This window comes from Pseudomonas vancouverensis, assembly GCF_004348895.1.
Taxonomy (GTDB): domain Bacteria; phylum Pseudomonadota; class Gammaproteobacteria; order Pseudomonadales; family Pseudomonadaceae; genus Aquipseudomonas; species Aquipseudomonas vancouverensis.
The window spans coordinates 1-18,139 of sequence record NZ_RRZK01000027.1; the positions used below are offsets into that span (position 1 = coordinate 1).

The 18,139-nt window shown below is 61.1% G+C and carries 18 protein-coding genes; 8 read left to right on the top strand and 10 right to left on the bottom strand.

Features of this window, described 5'->3' with window-relative positions; translation table 11 throughout:
• Positions 1-40: 40 nt before the first annotated feature.
• From ppk2 to EIY72_RS18370, 3 genes are all read right to left on the bottom strand, one after another.
• On the bottom strand, positions 41-862 hold the full coding sequence (ppk2, locus tag EIY72_RS18360) for a polyphosphate kinase 2 (protein WP_093223094.1): 822 nt from the start codon (positions 860-862) through the stop codon (positions 41-43).
• Positions 863-899: 37 nt separating this feature from the next.
• Positions 900-2,621, bottom strand: coding sequence for a SulP family inorganic anion transporter (locus EIY72_RS18365; protein ID WP_093223096.1), 1,722 nt, complete (start codon positions 2,619-2,621; stop codon positions 900-902).
• A 143-nt stretch (positions 2,622-2,764) separates the two neighbouring features.
• Positions 2,765-3,439 carry an ATPase gene (locus EIY72_RS18370; RefSeq protein WP_093223098.1) on the bottom strand — a complete coding sequence of 225 codons (675 nt, stop codon included), beginning with the start codon at positions 3,437-3,439 and terminating at the stop codon, positions 2,765-2,767.
• A 207-nt stretch (positions 3,440-3,646) separates the two neighbouring features.
• Here EIY72_RS18370 and EIY72_RS18375 point away from each other — a divergent pair, with 207 nt between their 5' ends.
• Entirely contained in the window at positions 3,647-4,099 is a 453-nt protein-coding gene (locus EIY72_RS18375; protein ID WP_093223101.1) for a hypothetical protein, read from the top strand.
• Positions 4,100-4,103: 4 nt separating this feature from the next.
• Here EIY72_RS18375 and EIY72_RS18380 read toward each other — a convergent pair whose 3' ends face one another.
• Together EIY72_RS18380 and EIY72_RS18385 are read right to left on the bottom strand one after the other, a co-directional pair.
• Positions 4,104-4,496, bottom strand: coding sequence for a GFA family protein (locus EIY72_RS18380; protein ID WP_093223103.1), 393 nt, complete (start codon positions 4,494-4,496; stop codon positions 4,104-4,106).
• Between the two features lie 52 nt (positions 4,497-4,548).
• Positions 4,549-4,926, bottom strand: coding sequence for a glyoxalase superfamily protein (locus tag EIY72_RS18385; RefSeq protein WP_093223105.1), 378 nt, complete (start codon positions 4,924-4,926; stop codon positions 4,549-4,551).
• A gap of 224 nt (positions 4,927-5,150) precedes the next feature.
• Here EIY72_RS18385 and EIY72_RS18390 point away from each other — a divergent pair, with 224 nt between their 5' ends.
• The 3 genes from EIY72_RS18390 (at position 5,151) to EIY72_RS18400 (ending at position 7,649) form a co-directional block, all read left to right on the top strand.
• Positions 5,151-6,323 carry a GGDEF domain-containing protein gene (locus tag EIY72_RS18390; protein WP_093223106.1) on the top strand — a complete coding sequence of 391 codons (1,173 nt, stop codon included), beginning with the start codon at positions 5,151-5,153 and terminating at the stop codon, positions 6,321-6,323.
• Between the two features lie 128 nt (positions 6,324-6,451).
• A complete protein-coding gene (locus tag EIY72_RS18395) occupies positions 6,452-7,360 on the top strand; it encodes an alpha/beta fold hydrolase (RefSeq protein ID WP_093230611.1) in 909 nt (302 codons plus the stop codon).
• A 70-nt stretch (positions 7,361-7,430) separates the two neighbouring features.
• On the top strand, positions 7,431-7,649 hold the full coding sequence (locus tag EIY72_RS18400) for a PLD nuclease N-terminal domain-containing protein (protein WP_093223108.1): 219 nt from the start codon (positions 7,431-7,433) through the stop codon (positions 7,647-7,649).
• Positions 7,650-7,900: 251 nt separating this feature from the next.
• Here EIY72_RS18400 and EIY72_RS18405 read toward each other — a convergent pair whose 3' ends face one another.
• The 5 genes from EIY72_RS18405 to EIY72_RS18430 form a co-directional block, all read right to left on the bottom strand.
• Positions 7,901-8,185: a hypothetical protein gene (locus EIY72_RS18405; RefSeq protein ID WP_093223110.1), complete on the bottom strand. Its 285-nt coding sequence runs from the start codon at positions 8,183-8,185 to the stop codon at positions 7,901-7,903.
• A 122-nt stretch (positions 8,186-8,307) separates the two neighbouring features.
• Positions 8,308-8,856 carry a cupin domain-containing protein gene (locus tag EIY72_RS18410; RefSeq protein WP_093223112.1) on the bottom strand — a complete coding sequence of 183 codons (549 nt, stop codon included), beginning with the start codon at positions 8,854-8,856 and terminating at the stop codon, positions 8,308-8,310.
• 336 nt (positions 8,857-9,192) lie between these two features.
• Complete coding sequence (locus EIY72_RS18415) at positions 9,193-10,491, bottom strand: NAD(P)/FAD-dependent oxidoreductase (protein WP_093223114.1); 1,299 nt, start codon at positions 10,489-10,491, stop codon at positions 9,193-9,195.
• A gap of 55 nt (positions 10,492-10,546) precedes the next feature.
• Positions 10,547-12,037, bottom strand: coding sequence for an aldehyde dehydrogenase (locus EIY72_RS18420; protein WP_093223116.1), 1,491 nt, complete (start codon positions 12,035-12,037; stop codon positions 10,547-10,549).
• Positions 12,038-12,205: 168 nt separating this feature from the next.
• Positions 12,206-13,582 carry a glutamine synthetase family protein gene (locus tag EIY72_RS18430; RefSeq protein WP_093223118.1) on the bottom strand — a complete coding sequence of 459 codons (1,377 nt, stop codon included), beginning with the start codon at positions 13,580-13,582 and terminating at the stop codon, positions 12,206-12,208.
• Positions 13,583-13,863: 281 nt separating this feature from the next.
• On the opposite strand from EIY72_RS18430, the gene EIY72_RS18435 reads away from it, so the two are divergent.
• The 4 genes from EIY72_RS18435 (at position 13,864) to EIY72_RS18455 (ending at position 17,924) form a co-directional block, all read left to right on the top strand.
• On the top strand, positions 13,864-14,625 hold the full coding sequence (locus EIY72_RS18435) for a gamma-glutamyl-gamma-aminobutyrate hydrolase family protein (RefSeq protein ID WP_093223120.1): 762 nt from the start codon (positions 13,864-13,866) through the stop codon (positions 14,623-14,625).
• Between the two features lie 364 nt (positions 14,626-14,989).
• On the top strand, positions 14,990-16,132 hold the full coding sequence (gene potA, locus EIY72_RS18445) for a polyamine ABC transporter ATP-binding protein (protein ID WP_093223122.1): 1,143 nt from the start codon (positions 14,990-14,992) through the stop codon (positions 16,130-16,132).
• Positions 16,129-17,043, top strand: coding sequence for an ABC transporter permease subunit (locus EIY72_RS18450; RefSeq protein ID WP_093223124.1), 915 nt, complete (start codon positions 16,129-16,131; stop codon positions 17,041-17,043). Before potA ends, EIY72_RS18450 begins: the two co-directional genes overlap by 4 nt.
• On the top strand, positions 17,040-17,924 hold the full coding sequence (locus EIY72_RS18455) for an ABC transporter permease subunit (protein WP_093223126.1): 885 nt from the start codon (positions 17,040-17,042) through the stop codon (positions 17,922-17,924). Before EIY72_RS18450 ends, EIY72_RS18455 begins: the two co-directional genes overlap by 4 nt.
• Positions 17,925-18,139 lie beyond the last annotated feature (215 nt).

The following is an 18,139-nucleotide window of genomic DNA, read 5'->3' on the forward strand; positions in this document are numbered from 1 at the left end:
CCGCAGGAGCCTCGCTCCTGCGGCCTTCCCCATCTGAAATTCAGAATTTCTGCGGGATGAACTTGAAGGGGTAGTTCGGCTCCCGGTAATCACCCCGCGCCTGGCGCTTGGGCAATTTCACTTTCGAGCGCGGCACTTCCTCATAAGGAATACGTGTCAGCACGTCGCTGATGATGTTCAGCCGCGCCCGTCGCTTGTCATCTGAAACGGCCACCCGCCAAGGCGCGAACTCGGTATCGGTCGCCGCGAACATGGCGTCGCGGGCCCGGGAATAGTCGTACCAGCGGCTATAGGACTTGAGGTCCATCGGCGACAACTTCCAGATCTTGCGACCGTCGGTGATGCGCCCCTTGAGGCGTCGGGTCTGCTCCTCCTCGCTGACTTCCAGCCAGTACTTGAGCAGAATGATCCCCGACTCCACCAGCGCCTGTTCGACACGTGGCGCGACCATGTTGAGGAAGGTGTCGGTCTGCGCTTCGGTGCAAAAACCCATGACCCGTTCCACACCGGCGCGGTTGTACCAGCTGCGATCGAAAATCACGATTTCGCCGGCCGCCGGCAAGTGCGGCAGGTAACGCTGCAGGTACATCTGGCTTTTTTCCCGTTCGGTCGGTGCCGGCAATGCCACTACGCGGAACACACGCGGGCTGACCCGCTCGGTGAGCGCCTTGATCGTCCCACCCTTGCCCGCGCCGTCGCGGCCCTCGAACAGGATGCAGACCTTGAGTCCCTTGTGCTGCACCCACTGCTGCAACTTCACCAGCTCGACATGCAGCCGGGCCAGTTCATTGAGATAGTCCTTGTTCTTGAGCTTTTCTTTTTCCTGCGGTTTGCCCTGCGCTGCAGCCTTTTTCTTCGCCATCACCCAAACCTCGTTCAATGGGTCAAACAACGGTTATTCACGGACGACTGAGCCGGTAATGCTCAACCGCCAGTTCCAGGTTGTGGAATATGCGCGCCTTGCCCAGCGTGTGCCCCAAGGGTGCCTTGACCACCATGGCCGACACGCTGGGGCTCATGCCCACCAGCCACAGCTCGACGCCCTTCTCAACCATGCGCTGCTCGGCCTGGGTGAGCATCTTCAATGCGGTGTATTCGAGGTCGAACACGCTGCGCAGATCGAGCACCACCACCTGCGGCCGGTACTGGTCGATCAGCGGGCGGATCTTTTCCGCGATGCGCTCGGCATTGGCGAAGAACACCCGGCCTTCGGGCCTGAGCAACAACATGCCGGCAAATTGTTCGTCGTCGGCGCTACCCGAAGGCTGCGGACGGAAGACATTGGTCCCGGGTTTGCGGCCCAGCACATGCACGGGCGGATCGGACACCTGGTACGCCAGGGCCAGCAGCGAAACGACGATGGCGACCACGATGCCTTGCAAGGTGCCGAGCAACATCACCCCGATCATCGCGACCACGGCCCAGACAAATTCGGTGCGGCGAATCGCCAGGATCTCGCGAAACTCCGCCGGCTCGATCAGGCCCACCGAATAGACGATCACCACGGCGGCAAGCGTGGCGTTGGGCATCATGCCAATGAAGGGCGCCAGCAGCAGACAGGTGCCCAGCGCCAGTGCGGCCGTCACCAGCGCCGCCACTTGCGAGCGGGCACCGGCCAGGCTGTTGACCGCGGTTTGCGTGGTGCCGCCACCGGCCACCATGGCGCCGAGAAAGGCGCCGCCGATATTGGCCACACCCGTGGCCCACAGTTCCCGGTTCGGTTGCGGTGTGGGTTCGTCGTTGCCGGCAAACGCGCGTCCCGCAGCGATGGTTTCGGTGAAACTCATCAAGGCGATACCCAATGCCGAAGGCCACAGGGTTTCGCTCAGCGACCAGACCGGCAGCGTCAGCGACGGCAGCCCGGTGGGCACCAGACCGACAGCCGTGACCCCCAGCTGCTGCAGATTCAGCAGGCTCATGCCGAGGATACCGAGCGCCACGGCAATCAAAGGCGCCGGCAGACGCGGGGAAAAATGCTTCATGCCCACCAGCAGCAACACGGTGAACACACTCACCGCGACCGTCGGCAACGAGGCGTGGCCGATGCTCTGCAAGGTGGCCAGGACGTTATGGGCGAAACTGCCTTTGTCGATATGGGTGCCGAGCAGCTTCGGCAACTGATCCAGCACGATGACCACGCCTATCCCGGCCTTGAAACCCACCAGTACCGGTTCGGAAATGAAGTTGGCGACGAAACCCAGGCGCAGCAGCCCGGCGACAATCAGGATGGCGCCGACCATCAACGCCAGGGTCGCGGAAGCGGCCAGCAGAGTCGCCGTATCCCCTTCCGGGCTGATCTGCCCCAGCGCCGATCCGGCCAGGATTGCCAGGGTGGTGGTGGTACTGACGCTCAGCGGGCGCGAGGTGCCGAGCACGGCATAAATCACCATTGGCACCAGCGCGGTGTACAGACCGACCTGCACCGGCAAGCCGGCGATGGTGGCGTAGGCCAGTGCCTTGGGAATCACCACGGCCGAGGCCGTCAGTCCGGCGATCACATCGCTCCTGAGCCAGCCCGGTTGATAGTTGCTCAGCCATTCGGGAATCAGCACACCCCGCGCCACGCTCTGGCCGTCTGTACCGGGAGCACGTTGTGGCGGATGGCTGCCTTGCTGACTCATGAATGACTCCTGATCGACATCCTCGGTAACGTACAAATGTAGCCGGTTTGTGCAATCAGGAAGGAAAACGCAGCGCGCGCGTACAACAATAAAAAAGGCGGCCCGAAAGCCGCCTGTTGAGTGTTGCGAGGGTCAGATGCGGATCAATTGGTCGCCACCGAAGCCACGTTGCCGGCACCTGTGGACATCAACGACTTGAGCGAGGCGTCGAACTGTTTCAGCGCATTGACTTGCAGTTCGGTCTGCTGATTGATTTGCGCGGCGATCTGCGGCGCCGCCTTGCCATGCACCCAGACCGACGGCAATGTCGCGGCACGGGAGCCTTCGGCCTGACCGATGTATTGCAGGTTGGCATCGTAGAACTTGGCGACAAACCGTGCCTCGACCTGGTTGTTACGCCGCGACACCAGACGACTGTAGGTGTCGAGCATCACCACCGCATCCGGATGCGCCTGCAAGGCCGCATCGAGGTTGTCGTAGACCGTCACCGTCTTGAATTGCTTTTGCAACGAAGCCATCAACCAGTTGATCGCCCGCTGCGGATCGGAGCTGTCGACAAAGGCGCCGCTGATCCGTGGGTCCAGTTGCGGATTCTTCGCGCCGTTGACCGCCACCTGGTGGTAGTTCTCCAGGTATTGCAGGGTACTCAGGGTGTTTTCGCTGTAGAGCACCGCTACGGATTGCGCGTGCTGCAGGCTGGCCGTGCTGTCGGCCATGGGCAGGAAATGGCAGGCCGGATCATCCGCATAGGCCGGGAGGGTGGCAGCAAGGCTGCCGGTCAAGACTGCGACGAAAGCCAACAGAGTCGAAATTCTCATCGCGCAGGTTCCTTATGAAAGCGAGATCGGTACAGCGCTATCGTCCTCTTCTGGACGAAAAACAGAACTTGCATTCTTTAATGATAGCTATCGATGAAATGAATGTTTGGCTATGGCTGCGAAAGAATTTTCCTGGCGCCACGTTCTCGATTAATGGGCCATACGCGCTAATCTTCTAGTTCGGCACCTCTTCACAGGAGATGGCTCATGAATCGCAGACATTCCCTTGCAGCGCTGATGATCACCGCCAGTCTGGCTGGCTGCACTACATCATCAAACTCGAGCGTCAATCTGAATTTGCAGGCCACCCGGCAGAACCCCGGGCAGATCGCCAACGTCACGCTGACGGACTGGGGCCATCAGACCGGCCTGAACTTCATTGTCAGTGGCGTTCCCAACGGCGCGGCGTTGCCCTTGCGTCTGTATTCCTTCATCTACAAGGGCAGTTGCGAACAGCCGGGTACCGTGGCCTATGACCTGAACGACAAGGTCATCACCGAACGCCAACCGATTCGCGGCTGGACCTTCTCGCGCAGTGCGCCGGTGCCGATAGCCACCCTGATGGGCGGCGACTACTCCATCGTCGTGCGTAGCGCCGCGACCGACGGCAGCGCCGATCTTTTCTGCGGCAACATCAAGCAGGCGGCCAAGGTTCAGTAGTCACTCAGTCTTCGCTGCGCCCGGTGCCCTCACGGTCGCCCCTGTAATGCCTGGCGAGCGCAAACGCCGGCAGCCAGGACTCACGGCGCACGGTCCAGCTTTCATAGGTGGGGGTCAGTTGGTCCGGGGCGTCCAGCGAGCCGAGGTTGACTTCGATTTCGTCGCCGCTGCGGGCGAACACCGACGAGCCACAGCGCGGGCAGAAATACCGCCCGGCATAGTCGCGGGTCTCGCCTTCGATCGTCACTGCATCCCCAGGGAAGATTGCCGACGCATGGAACAAGGCGCCGTGATGCTTGCGGCAATCGAGGCAGTGGCACAGGCCCACTCGATAGGGTCGGCCCGAAGCGACCAGACGAACGTTGCCACACAGGCAACCACCGGTGAATCGATCCATACCGCACCTCCTTGGACAACAGGGCGAACAGACTCGCCCTGTTGTTGAACGCTTAGATCGGCTGGCCTACATCGATACGGTTGCCATCCGGGTCTTCGAACACAAACGCACGCAGACCGTATTCCTGATCCTTGATGCGCTTGATGATCCTGGCGCCATGTTGCTGGCAAATCCGGTACAAGCGGTCGACATCGTCGACCATCATATGCGCAACGTTGAAGTTCGGGGTTGGGTGATCGGGCTGCAACGTCAGGTGCAGTTCGCCCTGATCGCGCTTGAGAATCATGAAACCCACCGGGTTACCGTTTTCAAAGGTCTTGGTAAAGCCGAGGACCTTTGTATAAAAGTCATGGGCCTTGTCCATGTCCTTGACCGGAACCATGACTGCGATGCGTCCGAAGCGGACGCCGTGATCAGCGACTTCGCTCATCATTAAACCTCTACAGGCATGCATGTCCACATTCGCCGGTCGGTGCCGGTAGCTGTGACGTGCCTTTTTTCCTTGAATGAGCAGGTCGGTGCCTGCGTGGTAGACGTTATTGGCTGTTAACGCCGAAGTAAAGGGCCAATTGCCATCATCGGGACGCTGCGAAAACCCAGTCCGAACGCTTACAATCATGCCCTTTCATTGCACTAATTACAGGCAACAAGGCTATGGCGCTCGACCCTCCCACGATGTTGACCCTTTCGATCGCCCTCGCCGCGGCCGCTGCGCTGTATCTGGCGATCGAATGGCGCAGCATCCGCGAACCTTCACTGGCGTTCTGGAGCGCGGGTTTTGCCACCATTGCCGTGGGGTCGACCCTCGCCTTGCTGCGCAGCAGCGGTCTGTTGCTGGTCGGCATCTGGTTCGCCAACGGCTTGCTGGTGATCGCCCACGGCTGTTTCCTGCTGGGTGTGGCGCGCTTCACCAATGCAAGACTGTCCCGCGCCTGGCTTCTGATAATCGTCATTTGGCTGGCCCTGCTGCTGCTACCGGACGAGCCGTCCTGGTCGAAAATCATGCTGCTGGCCAACTCCCTGCTGGTTGCGCTGCTGACACTGCGGGCGAGTTTTCTTCTGCGCCCCCATGGCAGGTCATTGAGTGTCGGCGCCGTACAACTGCGCTATGTGCTGTTGATCCATGGCGTGTTTTATCTGATCAAGGCGCTGACCGCGGTCATTCCAGGCACCCTGATCGATCTGGCCGCATTTCGCGGTGAGATCATCCAGATTTCCCTGGTCGAGGGCGTGATGGCGATCATGCTGATCGCGCTGTCGATGACCGGCACCGAACGCTATCGCCGGGAAAAACGCATCGAGCGCCTGGCCGCCCGCGACCCATTGACCACCCTGTACAACCGCCGCGCCCTCGACGTGCGCGCTCCGCGCCTGTTGGAGGACGTATCACCCGCGCGCCCCGCGGCCTTGCTGCTGATCGACATCGACAATTTCAAACTGGTCAACGACCTGTACGGACACACCGCAGGCGACCGCCTGCTGGTGACCTTGAGTGAAATGATCCGCTCATTGCTGCCCGACGGTGCGCTGGCGGCCAGGCTGGGCGGCGACGAGTTCGTCATTCTGCTGAGCAACACCTCCAGCGAGCACATCGCCGCCCTGGGCAGCGCCCTGCGTGAGCAATTTCATCACAGCGCGGCACAGACCTTCGCCACCCCACAAGCGGTGACCCTGAGCATCGGCGCCAGCCTGTTCGACCAGCCACCGGCCAGCCTGGCGGCTTTGATCGAACAAGGCGACGCGGCGCTTTATGCGTCCAAGCGTGGCGGGCGCAACAGTATTCGCCTGGTTGACCGGACACTGGCGAGCAGCGAGGCCCAGCAATAACGACAACTCACCGTAGGTGAGTGTGCAAAGCGTCTACGCTCATTCGATCGAAGCCATGCCTGCACGCTGTTGAGCCACCGGAGGACATGCGCTTCAGTGCTTCCAACGATCCGCCCTGGAGCCTCGACATGACCCGACTGTTGCTGACCGCACTCACCGCCCTCACCCTAAGCCTTGCGGCTCACGCCGATGTCACGCCCTTCCCCGCTACATTCAAGACCCAGGACATCAAGCTCGATGGGGTCACGATGCACGTGCGCGTCGGCGGCAAAGGCCCGGCGGTGGTACTGCTGCACGGCTTCGGCGACACCGGCGACATGTGGGCGCCACTGGCGGCAGACCTGGCCCGGGACCACACCGTGGTCGTGCCGGACTTGCGCGGCATGGGCCTGTCCTCGATCCCGGCTGCCGGCTACGAGAAAAAGACCCAGGCGGCGGACATTCGCGGCGTTCTCGATGCGCTGAAAATCGAACATTCGGTGGTCATCGGCCATGACATCGGCACCATGGTCGCCTTCGCCTACGCCTCGCGCTATCCGGATCGCACCGAACGCCTGGTGGTGATGGACGCGCCGGTGCCGGGCATCCCGCCATGGAATGACATCGTGCGCTCACCGATGCTGTGGCACTTCGACTTCGGCGGGCCGGACATGGAACGCCTGGTGGCCGGGCGCGAACGCATCTACCTCGACCGTTTCTGGAACGAGTTCGCCGGCACCCCGGCCAAGGTCGACGAAGGCACCCGCCAGCACTACGCCAAACTCTACGCCCGCCCCGGCGCCATGCATGCCGCGTTCGCCCAGTTCCGCAGCATTCGCCAGGACGCCGTGGACAACGAAGCCGGGTTGGCGACCAAACTGAGCATGCCGGTGCTGGCCATCGGCGGCGAAAAATCCTTCGGCGCCAACGAAGCCATCGTCATGCGCAATGCCGCCGACAAGGTCACCGAACTGGTGGTACCTGGCGCCGGGCATTGGCTGATGGAAGAAGCACCGGCGCCGACCATTGCGGCGGTTCGGTCATTCATTGCGCAGTGATCCGGCGCAAATTTAATGAACCCTGCCCGCGAGCATCCGCCTAATTGACTGACTATTCAGGAGGTGGCGAATGCAATATGAAACGATGTGGATCGTGCTGGCGGCTGTACTGATACTGGTTGAATTGTGGGCGATCAACCGGGTGCGCAAGAGCGAAGGCACGGCCAGCACCAAGGGCGTGTGGATGGTGGTGATTGTGTTTGTGCCGTTGCTGGGGCTAATTCTGTGGGCATTCGCGGGGCCCAAGCATGTGACGCACAACGCGCAATCGGCGCAGGCGCGGCACTGATCTCTCGGAGCTATAGAAAATCACATCCTGTGGCGAGGAAGCTTGCTCCCGTTCGGCGGCTTGCCACCGCAATCTGGTCATTGTGGAAACCCTTGAAATGGAGACGACCGATCTTGGGGCTGCTGCGCACCCCAACGGGAGCAAGCTCCCTCGCCACAGAGCGTTCCAAGAAACAGGGGGGCTTCAGGAAACGGGACTCTTCAGGAACAAGCCCGGCCATTGGCCGGGCTTCTCTGTATCAATGGCAAAAACTAACCGCCACCCTTGCTGCCGCCACTGCTGTTACCCGTCTGCCCACCGGCCGCAGGCTTGGACCCGGCCGGCACCGGCCCGTTATCGGTCTTGCCACCGTCCGCACCCTGAGGCAACGACGCCGCATCCGGGTCCGCGTTGGTTGCCGGCTGCGCCGGTTCACGGGTCTGACTGCTGCCATCATCGGCGGTGGACCCGCCCGCACTGTTGGCCGCCATGGCCTGCAACGAAGCACTCGAGAGGATCGCCGCGAGTGCCAGCACCACTACTTTTTGATTGAACATGCTGATTCTTCCTGCTTGGGGGTGATAAGCGTTGGAAGAAGGATGGGTGGGAAGGTGCAGTGCAACGGACAAACGGTCAGGCCTGCGGGAACCTGCCGGCTCCCACACGTCACGCGTTCACATCAGAAGTTCGCCGGAGTGTTGGCGCTGATGATCTCGGCCTCATCCGCGCCGATATTGCGAAAGCGGTGCGGCAAGGTGGTCGGGAAGTAGTAGCCATCGCCGGCGCTCAATACGCTCACCTGCCCGTCCACGGTCAACTCCACCGTACCACGGGTCACCAGACCGCACTCCTCGCCTTCGGCGTGGACAATTGGCTCTTCACCGGAGCTGGCGCCTGGCGCGTATTGCTCGCGCAGCAGACGCATCTGCCGGCTTGGCACCGAGGCGCCGATCAGCAGCAGGCGCAGGCCGTGGCGGCCCAGGTCTGGCTGTTCGTTGGCGCGAAAGACGTACTGGTGTTCGCGGGGCGGCTGGTCGAAGGTGAAGAAGTCGGCCAGGGACATGGGGATGCCTTCCAGCAGTTTCTTCAGGGAGCTGACGGAAGGACTCACCCGATTCTGTTCGATCAGGGAGATGGTGGCATTGGTGACGCCGCTACGCCGGGCCAGCTCGCGCTGGGACAGTTTGTAGCTTTCGCGTACTAATTTGAGTCGTGAGCCCGTGTCCATGACAGCCTTATGTGCGTACCGCTTAAGGGTAATGGGGGGTGGAAAACAGCACGGATCGCGCCGTTTTTCCGGTCCCGGAAACGTGAAAGGCGGCTATTAAATCACGTTTGTTCGTAATGCTCAGCAGCTTCGATGGACGGCTGGAAAAATAGCCATTTGCCATGAAGTAACATGACCTGTGGACGCGGGCCTGCTCGCGAAAACGCTGTGTCAGGCGACATCGATTTTGGCTGATATGGCCTCATCGCCGGCAGGCTGGCTGCCACAGGGTACAGCGGTGTTTCAGATAAAAAACCGGTGACGCCCTCTACCGGGAGTCACCGGGGAGGTAAAGCCTCAGATGCCGAAACGGTCACGCAGCGAGTAGTACACGGCGCCCAGTGCGGTCAGCGGTGCCGAGAAGGTACGGCCACCGATCATCGGCATGTGCGGCAGCGAGGCAAAGGCGTCGAAACGCTCGGCGTCGCCACGGATCATTTCCGAGATCAGCTTGCCGGCCAGGTGCGAGCAGGTCACGCCGTGGCCGCTGTAGCCCTGCATGTAGTAGGCGTTCTTCTCGATACGGCCGAATTGCGGCATGCGCGACATGGTCAGCAGGAAGTTGCCGGTCCAGCGGTAGTCGATCTTCACGTCCTTCAGTTGCGGGAAGGTCTTGAGGATCTTCGGGCGGATCAGTTGTTCGATGTCATCCGGCTCGCGCGCACCGTAGACCACGCCACCGCCGTAGAGCAGGCGGTTGTCCGCGGTCAGGCGGTAGTAGTCGAGCAGGTAGTTACAGTCTTCGACGCAGTAGTTGTTCTTGATCAGGCTGCGCGCCTGCTGCTCCGACAACGGCTCGGTGACCACGATCTGCGAGCCGCACGGCATGCTCTTGCTGGTCACGCGGTTGTCGAGGCCTTGCGGCAGGTAGGCGTTACCGGCGATCAGCAGGTACTTGGCACGGACCACGCCTTTGGCGGTGCGCACGGTAATCGGTTCGCCGTAGGTGATCTCCACCGCCGCCGACTGTTCGAAGATCTTGCCGCCCAGGCCGATGATAGCCGACGCCTCACCTAGGGCCAGGTTCAGCGGGTGAATGTGGCCGCCCTGCATGTCGAGCAGACCGCCGACGTAGGCATCGGAACCAACTTCGCGCTGGATATCGGCTTCGCTGAGCAGCGTCAGGTTTTTGTTGCCGTAGCGTTCCCAGCTCTTCTTCTGCTCGGCCAGGCCTTTGAACTGCTTCTTGTTCATGGCCGCGAAAATGCCGCCAGGACGGTAATCGCACTGGATGTCGTAGTGCTGTATGCGCTGACGAATGATGTCGGCGCCTTCGAAAATCATGCTGCCCAGCACTTCGGCGGTCTTGTCGCCGTAGCGCTCTTCGATGACGTCAACGTCGCGGCTGTAGGAGTTGACCAGTTGACCGCCGTTGCGACCGCTGGCACCGAAACCGACTTTGGCGGCTTCGAGCACGGTCACGCTGTAGCCCGCTTCGGCGAGGAACAAGGCCGAAGACAGACCGGTGTAGCCGGCGCCGATCACGCAGACGTCGCATTCGACCAGTTCTTCCAGCACCGGGAAGTCGCCGGTGAAGTTGCGGGTCGCCGCGTAGTAGCTGTTTACATAGGGTTGCTTGGAGGCGCTGTGATTCATAGGTTTCTCCGAGGGCCGCGAGCAATCTGCAGGCGGCCGTCGCTTGAATAAGGTGTCAGAGCTTGATCCAGGTCGCTTTGAGTTCGGTGTACTTGTCGAACGCATGCAGCGATTTGTCCCGGCCATTGCCCGATTGCTTGAACCCGCCGAACGGCGCGGTCATGTCGCCGCCGTCGTACTGGTTGACCCAGACGCTGCCGGCACGCAAGCCACGGGCGAAGGTGTGGGCCTTGCTCAGGTTGGCGGTCCAGACACCGGCGGCCAGGCCGTAGATGCTGTCGTTGGCAATCGCCAGGGCTTCTTCGGCGCTGTCGAAGGTGATGACCGACAGCACCGGGCCGAAGATTTCTTCCTGGGCGATGGTCATGGCGTTGGTCACACCGTCGAAGATCGTTGGCTCGACGTACTGGCCACCGGTGTCTTCGAGGGTGCGGCTGCCGCCAGCGATCAGCTGGGCGCCCTGCTCCTTGCCGATGCCGATGTAGCGCAGCACGTTGTCCAGTTGACGCTGATCGACGACCGCGCCCACGGTGGTGGCAGGATCGAGTGCGTGCCCCGGTTTCCACGCTTGCAGCGCTTCGACCAGCAGTGGCATGAACTGCTCGCGAACCGAACGCTCGATCAGCAGACGCGAACCGGCGGTGCAGACTTCGCCCTGGTTGAAGGCGATGGCGCCCGCTGCGGCCTGTGCGGCGGCGCGCAGATCCGGTGCGTCGGCGAACACCACGTTGGCGCTTTTGCCACCGGCTTCGGCCCACACGCGTTTCATGTTGCTCTGGCCGGCGTAGATCATCAGTTGCTTGGCAATCGCCGTGGAACCGGTGAAGGCCAGCACGTCGACGTCCATGTGCAACGCCAGCGCCTTGCCGACGGTGTGACCGTAGCCTGGCAGCACGTTGAACACGCCTTTGGGGATACCGGCATCCAGCGCCAACTGGGCGATGCGGATCGCGGTCAGCGGCGACTTTTCCGACGGCTTGAGGATGAACGAGTTGCCCATCGCCAGGGCCGGGGCGAATTTCCAGCTGGCCATGATCAGCGGGAAGTTCCACGGCACGATGGCGGCAACTACGCCGGCCGCTTCGCGCGTGACCAGACCGAGCTGGTCGTGAGGCGTGGCAGCCACTTCGTCATAGACCTTGTCGATGGCTTCGGCGGTCCAGCGGATCGCGTTGGCGGTCGCCGGAATGTCGATGCTCAACGAGTCGCTGATCGGCTTGCCCATGTCGAGGGTTTCGAGCAGGGCCAGTTCTTCTTTGTTTGCCAGGATCAGGTCGGCGAAACGGATCAGGATGCGCTTGCGCTCGGCCGGGGCCAGGTTGGCCCAGACGCCGGACTCGAAGGTGCGGCGGGCGACGGCAACGGCGGCGTTGGCATCGGCTTCGTCAGTGCTGGCGACGTTGGCCAGGAAGCGACCGTCCACCGGGCTCACGCATTCAAACGTGGCGCCGCTGGCGGCTGCGCAGTATTGACCGTCGATGAACGCGCGGCCTTCGATAGTGAGGGACTGGAAGCGTTGCTCCCAATCGCTGCGAGTAATTGTCATGGTTGTGACTCGACGCAGGGGAATAGGTGACGGCACAAAAAGGTGAATAACCCGTGGCGAGGGAGCTTGCTCCCGTTGGACTGCGCAGCAGTCCTCGCTTTTCAGATAAAAGAGCGGGGCCGCTACGCGGCCCAACGGGAGCAAGCTCCCTCGCCACAGGTGTGCTTGTCAGACGGTGTGCAGGTACCAGTTGTACTCGAGGTCCGAGATGGAGTTCTCGAACTCGGCCAGCTCGCTTTCCTTGCACGCCACGAACACGTCGATGTACATCGGGTCGATGTATTTGGCCATGACTTCGCTGTCGTCCAGCTCGCGCAGTGCATCACGCAGGTTGTTCGGCAGGCTCTGCTCGTTCTGCTCGTAGCTGTTGCCTTCCACCGGCGCGCCCGGCTCGATCTGGTTGGTCAGGCCGTGGTGTACGCCGGCCAGCACCGAAGCCATCAGCAGGTACGGGTTGGCGTCGGCACCGGCCACGCGGTGCTCAATGCGCACGGCGTCCGGCGAACCGGTCGGCACGCGGACGGCCACGGTGCGGTTGTCGATGCCCCAGCTCGGCGAGTTCGGCACGTAGAACTGTGCACCGAAACGACGGTAGGAGTTGACGTTCGGGCAGAGGAAAGCCATCTGCGCCGGCAGGGTCTCGAGCACACCGCCGATCGCGTGACGCAGCGCGGCGTTCTGCTCGGGATCCTCGCTGGCAAAGATGTTGTTGCCTTCTTTATCAAGGATCGAAATGTGCACGTGCAGACCGTTACCCGCCTGGCCTGGGTACGGCTTGGCCATGAAGGTGGTGTCCATCTCGTGGTCGTAGGCGATGTTCTTCACCAGACGCTTGAGCAGGACCGCGTAGTCGCACGCCTTGATCGGGTCGGCCACGTGGTGCAGGTTTACTTCGAACTGCGCCGGGGCACTTTCCTTGACGATGGCGTCAGCCGGGATGCCTTGCTCTTTGGCGCCTTCCAGAATGTCCTGGAGGCAGTCGACGTATTCGTCGAGGTCGTCGATCAGGTAGACCTGGGTCGACATCGGACGCTTGCCGGACACCGGCGAACGTGGCGATTGCGGACGACCGTTCACGTTGTCCTGGTCGATCAGGTAGAACTCCAGCTCGAACGCGGCGCAGATGGTCAGGCCCATGTCGTCGAACTTGCGCACGATATTGGCGAGAACTTCCCGCGGGTCGGCGAAGAACGGCTCGCCTTCGAGTTCGTGCATGGTCATCAGCAGTTGAGCGGTCGGGCGCTTCTGCCAAGGCTCGATGCTCAGGGTTCCAGGGATCGGGTAGCAGATCCGGTCGGAGTCGCCGATGTCCAGACCCAGGCCGGTGCTTTCCACCGTGGAGCCATTGATGTCCAGAGCAAACAGAGACGCCGGCAGGTTGATGCCTTTCTCGTACACCTTATGAAGACTGGTGCGCTCGATGCGCTTACCGCGCACCACACCGTTCATATCCGCAATCAGAAGGTCGACGTACAAAACCTCAGGATATTTCTTAAGGAATGCGTTTGCTTCGTTGAGTTGAACGGTACGCAGAGGGACCGACATGATGCACCTATTTAGCTGTTAATTATTATGTTCACTGCCCTTTCACGAGCCCAGTCAATCCGAAAGGCAAAGTGAAGTCAATAGCGAACACCTGGCCGTTGAGCGTTTATTTTCGGGCCTCTCAGAGCAGCGAAGAAACCAGAAACGTGCTGAAACACACGTAAATCCTGAGCTTCAGACGTTTGGCGTTTAGAATTTTTGACATTAGAGTTGTTAATTAAAATCAACGCGGCTAAGCTGCGGAAAAGCTCGTTCAAGTGTGAAACTTCGAGGTGATAAAAATGGCATTCAAGCCATTGATCGGCGTTACTGCATGCGTCAAACAGATTGGCCTGCACCCCTACCACATCAGCGGTGACAAGTACTTGCGTGCTGTCAGCGTTGCGGCGCTGGGGCTGCCTGTCGTTATTCCTTCCCTGGGCGACCTGACCGACATCGAGGACCTGCTGCCGCAGCTCGACGGTCTGTTGCTGACCGGCTCGCCGTCGAACGTGGAACCCTTCCACTATCAAGGCCCCGCCAGTGCCCCCGGTACCGAGCACGATCCGCAACGGGACCGCACCACCCTGCCGCTCATCCGCGCCGCCATTGCCGCTGGCGTTCCGGTCCTCGGCATCTGCCGTGGTTTCCAGGAAATGAACGTGGCGTTCGGTGGCAGCCTGCATCAGAAAGTCCACGAGCTGCCGGGCTTCCTCGATCATCGCGAAGCTGACCACCCGGAACTCGCCGTGCAGTACGCACCTGCTCATGCAGTCGACGTACAGCCCGGTGGCGTGTTCCAGGCGCTGGACCTGCCTGCTGTGTTCCAGGTCAATTCGATTCACAGCCAGGGCATCGACCGCCTGGCACCCGGCCTGCGTGCCGAAGCCATTGCACCCGATGGCTTGATCGAAGCGGTCTCGGTGGAAAACAGCAAGAGCTTCGCCCTCGGCGTGCAATGGCACCCGGAATGGCAGGTGCTGGACAACCCGCCTTACCTGAAGATTTTCCAGGCGTTCGGCGAAGCTTGCCGGCAACGGGCGGCACTGCGTCACTCGAGCTGACGAACCCAAACACCCGAATTCAACCCTTTTACTGCCCCCGCGAGCGGGCAGGCGCCTTGGCGCGTGCCGTTCGCGACAACAACACACTGCGATAACAACAAGTACTACCAGGCAGCCAGGACGGCGGCGCCGAATAAACCCGAAGGGTATCGCCAGGAAAACGCGATCCATGTGGGAGCGAGCTTGCTCGCGAAGACAGCGTGTCAGTCGACGTCATCGGTGCCTGACACACCGCATTCGCGAGCAAGCTCGCTCCCACAGGGGATCACCGTTGAATCGGCCGGCGATATCCAACCCGGGTTTGCAATCCACTATTAAGTCGGGCCGCGTTGGCCCGACGACTGAAACCTGTTGGGAGTTTCACATGGCAAACGCCTCCAGCATCTACAGGAAGGCTCTTGAAGGTCACCAGGCACCGAAAAAGGTGTTGGTGAAAGTCGATCGCGTCACCAAGAAATTCGACGAAACCACGGCGGTGGACGATGTGTCCCTGGAGATCCATCAGGGCGAAATCTTCGCCCTGCTCGGTGGCTCCGGCTCGGGCAAATCGACCCTGCTGCGCATGCTTGCCGGTTTCGAGCGTCCGACCGAAGGGCGAATCCTGCTCGACGGCGTCGACATCACCGACATGCCGCCATACGAACGTCCGATCAACATGATGTTCCAGTCCTACGCCCTGTTCCCGCACATGACCGTGGCGCAGAACATCGCCTTCGGCCTCAAGCAGGACCGTTTGCCGGCCGCCGAAATCGAAGCCCGGGTGCAAGAGATGCTGCGCCTGGTGCACATGACCCAATACGCCAAGCGCAAGCCGCACCAACTGTCCGGCGGTCAGCGCCAGCGTGTGGCCCTGGCCCGTTCCCTGGCCAAGCGTCCGAAGTTGCTGCTGCTCGACGAACCGATGGGCGCACTGGATAAAAAGCTGCGTTCGCAAATGCAGTTGGAGCTGGTGGAAATCATCGAGCGCGTCGGTGTGACCTGCGTGATGGTGACCCACGACCAGGAAGAGGCCATGACCATGGCCCAGCGCATCGCGATCATGCACCTGGGCTGGATTGCCCAGATCGGCAGCCCGGTGGACATCTATGAAGCGCCGGTCAGCCGCATGGTCTGCGAATTCATCGGCAACGTGAACGCCTTCGAAGGCACCGTCGTCGAAGACCTGGAAGGCTACGCGATCATTCACAGCCCGGACCTGGAGCAGAAGATCTACGTCGGCCACGGCGTCAGCACCTCGGTGCAGGACAAGTCGATCACCTACGCGATCCGTCCGGAAAAACTGCTGGTCAGCACCATCAAGCCGGAAAACCGCTACAACTGGTCCGCCGGTAAAGTCCACGACATCGCCTACCTCGGCGGCCACTCGGTGTTCTACGTCGAGCTGCCTGGCGGCAAGATCGTGCAGTCGTTCATGGCCAACGCCGAACGCCGTGGGGCACGTCCGACCTGGGACGATCAGGTCTACGTGTGGTGGGAAGATGACAGCGGCGTGGTACTGCGCGGATGAAAACTCTCAATCAGCAATTCCTGAGGTGGGTCCCCAGCGGACGCAAGTTCGTCATCGGGATTCCGTTCATCTGGCTGTTCCTGTTCTTCATGCTGCCGTTCTTCCTGGTGATGAAGATCAGCTTCTCGGAAGCCGCCCTGTCGATTCCACCCTACTCGGAGATCTACACCTACGCCGAGCAGAAATTCCAGCTGATGCTCAACATCGGCAACTACACCATGCTGGGCGAGGATGAGCTGTACCTGTCCGCCTACCTGGGTTCGCTCAAGGTGGCGCTGCTCAGCACCATGATGTGCCTGGTGATCGGTTTCCCGATGGCCTACGCCATTACCAAGGCGAGCAAGGAAGCACAGAACGTGCTGATGCTGCTGATCATGATGCCGACCTGGACCGCGATCCTGATCCGCGTCTACGCGTGGATGGGCATCCTCAGCAACAACGGCCTGCTCAACGCGTTCCTGATGTGGACCGGCCTGACCTCGCACCCGATCGAGATCCTCAACACCAACACCGCTGTGTATATCGGTGTGGTGTATGCGTATCTGCCGTTCATGGTGCTGCCGCTGTACGCCAACCTGGTCAAGCACGACCAGAGCCTGCTGGAAGCCGCTTCGGACCTGGGTTCGAGCACCTTCAACAGCTTCTGGAAAATCACCGTGCCGCTGGCCAAGAACGGCATCATCGCCGGTTGCATGCTGGTGTTCATTCCGGTGGTCGGTGAGTTCGTGATTCCGGAACTGCTCGGCGGCCCGGAAACCCTGATGATCGGCCGTGTGTTGTGGCAAGAGTTCTTCAACAACCGCGACTGGCCGGTGGCGTCTGCCCTGGCGGTGGTGATGCTGTTGATCCTGATTGTGCCGATTCTGCTGTTCAACCGCAGCCAGGCCAAAGAGATGGAGGCACGGGGATGAAGCGTTTCGGTTTTTCAAAAATGATGTTGGTGCTCGGCCTGTCGTTCATCTACCTGCCGATGCTGATCCTGGTGATCTACTCGTTCAACGCCTCCAAGCTGGTGACGGTGTGGGGTGGCTGGTCGTTCAAGTGGTACGCCGGTCTGCTCGACAACACCCAACTGATGGGTTCGGTGGTGCGCTCGCTGGAAATCGCCTGCTACACGGCGGTGGCTGCAGTGGCTCTGGGTACATTGGCCGCGTTTGTATTGACCCGTGTTACCCGCTTCAAGGGCCGTACGCTGTTCGGTGGCCTGGTCACCGCGCCGCTGGTGATGCCTGAAGTGATCACCGGTCTGTCGCTGTTGCTGCTGTTCGTGGCCATGGCGCAGTTGATCGGCTGGCCGATGGAGCGTGGGATCGTCACCATCTGGATCGCGCACACCACGTTTTGTGCTGCCTACGTTGCAGTGGTAGTCTCCGCGCGCCTTCGCGAGCTGGACCTGTCCATTGAAGAAGCCGCCATGGATCTGGGTGCGAAACCGTTCAAGGTGTTCTTCCTGATCACCATCCCGATGATCGCGCCGTCGCTGGCAGCGGGCGGCATGATGTCCTTCGCCCTGTCGCTGGACGACCTGGTGTTGGCCAGCTTCGTCTCCGGTCCGGGTTCGACGACCCTGCCGATGGAAGTGTTCTCGGCGGTACGCCTAGGCGTGAAGCCTGAGATCAATGCCGTGGCCAGCCTGATCCTGTTGGCGGTGTCCATCGTCACCTTCATGGTCTGGTACTTCAGCCGCCGTGCCGAAGCCAGCCGCAAGCGTGCGATCCAGGAAGCCATGGACCAGACCGCGAATGAGTCGTGGCAACCTGCCAAAAAGCAAATGGCAGAAGCCACTGCCTGAGGTACTGCCTGATTAACTGTGGCGAGGGAGCTTGCTCCCGTTGGGCTGCGAAGCGGCCCCAAAACCTGCGAGCAAGGTGTTTCAGATACACCGGGTGGCACGGTTTTACGACTGCTTCGCAGCCGGACGGGAGCAAGCTCCCTCGCCACAGAAGTGGCTTTGCAACAAAAGGCTCTCTGACCACAGAGTGGCCTTGCAGCAAAAGGCTCTCTGAC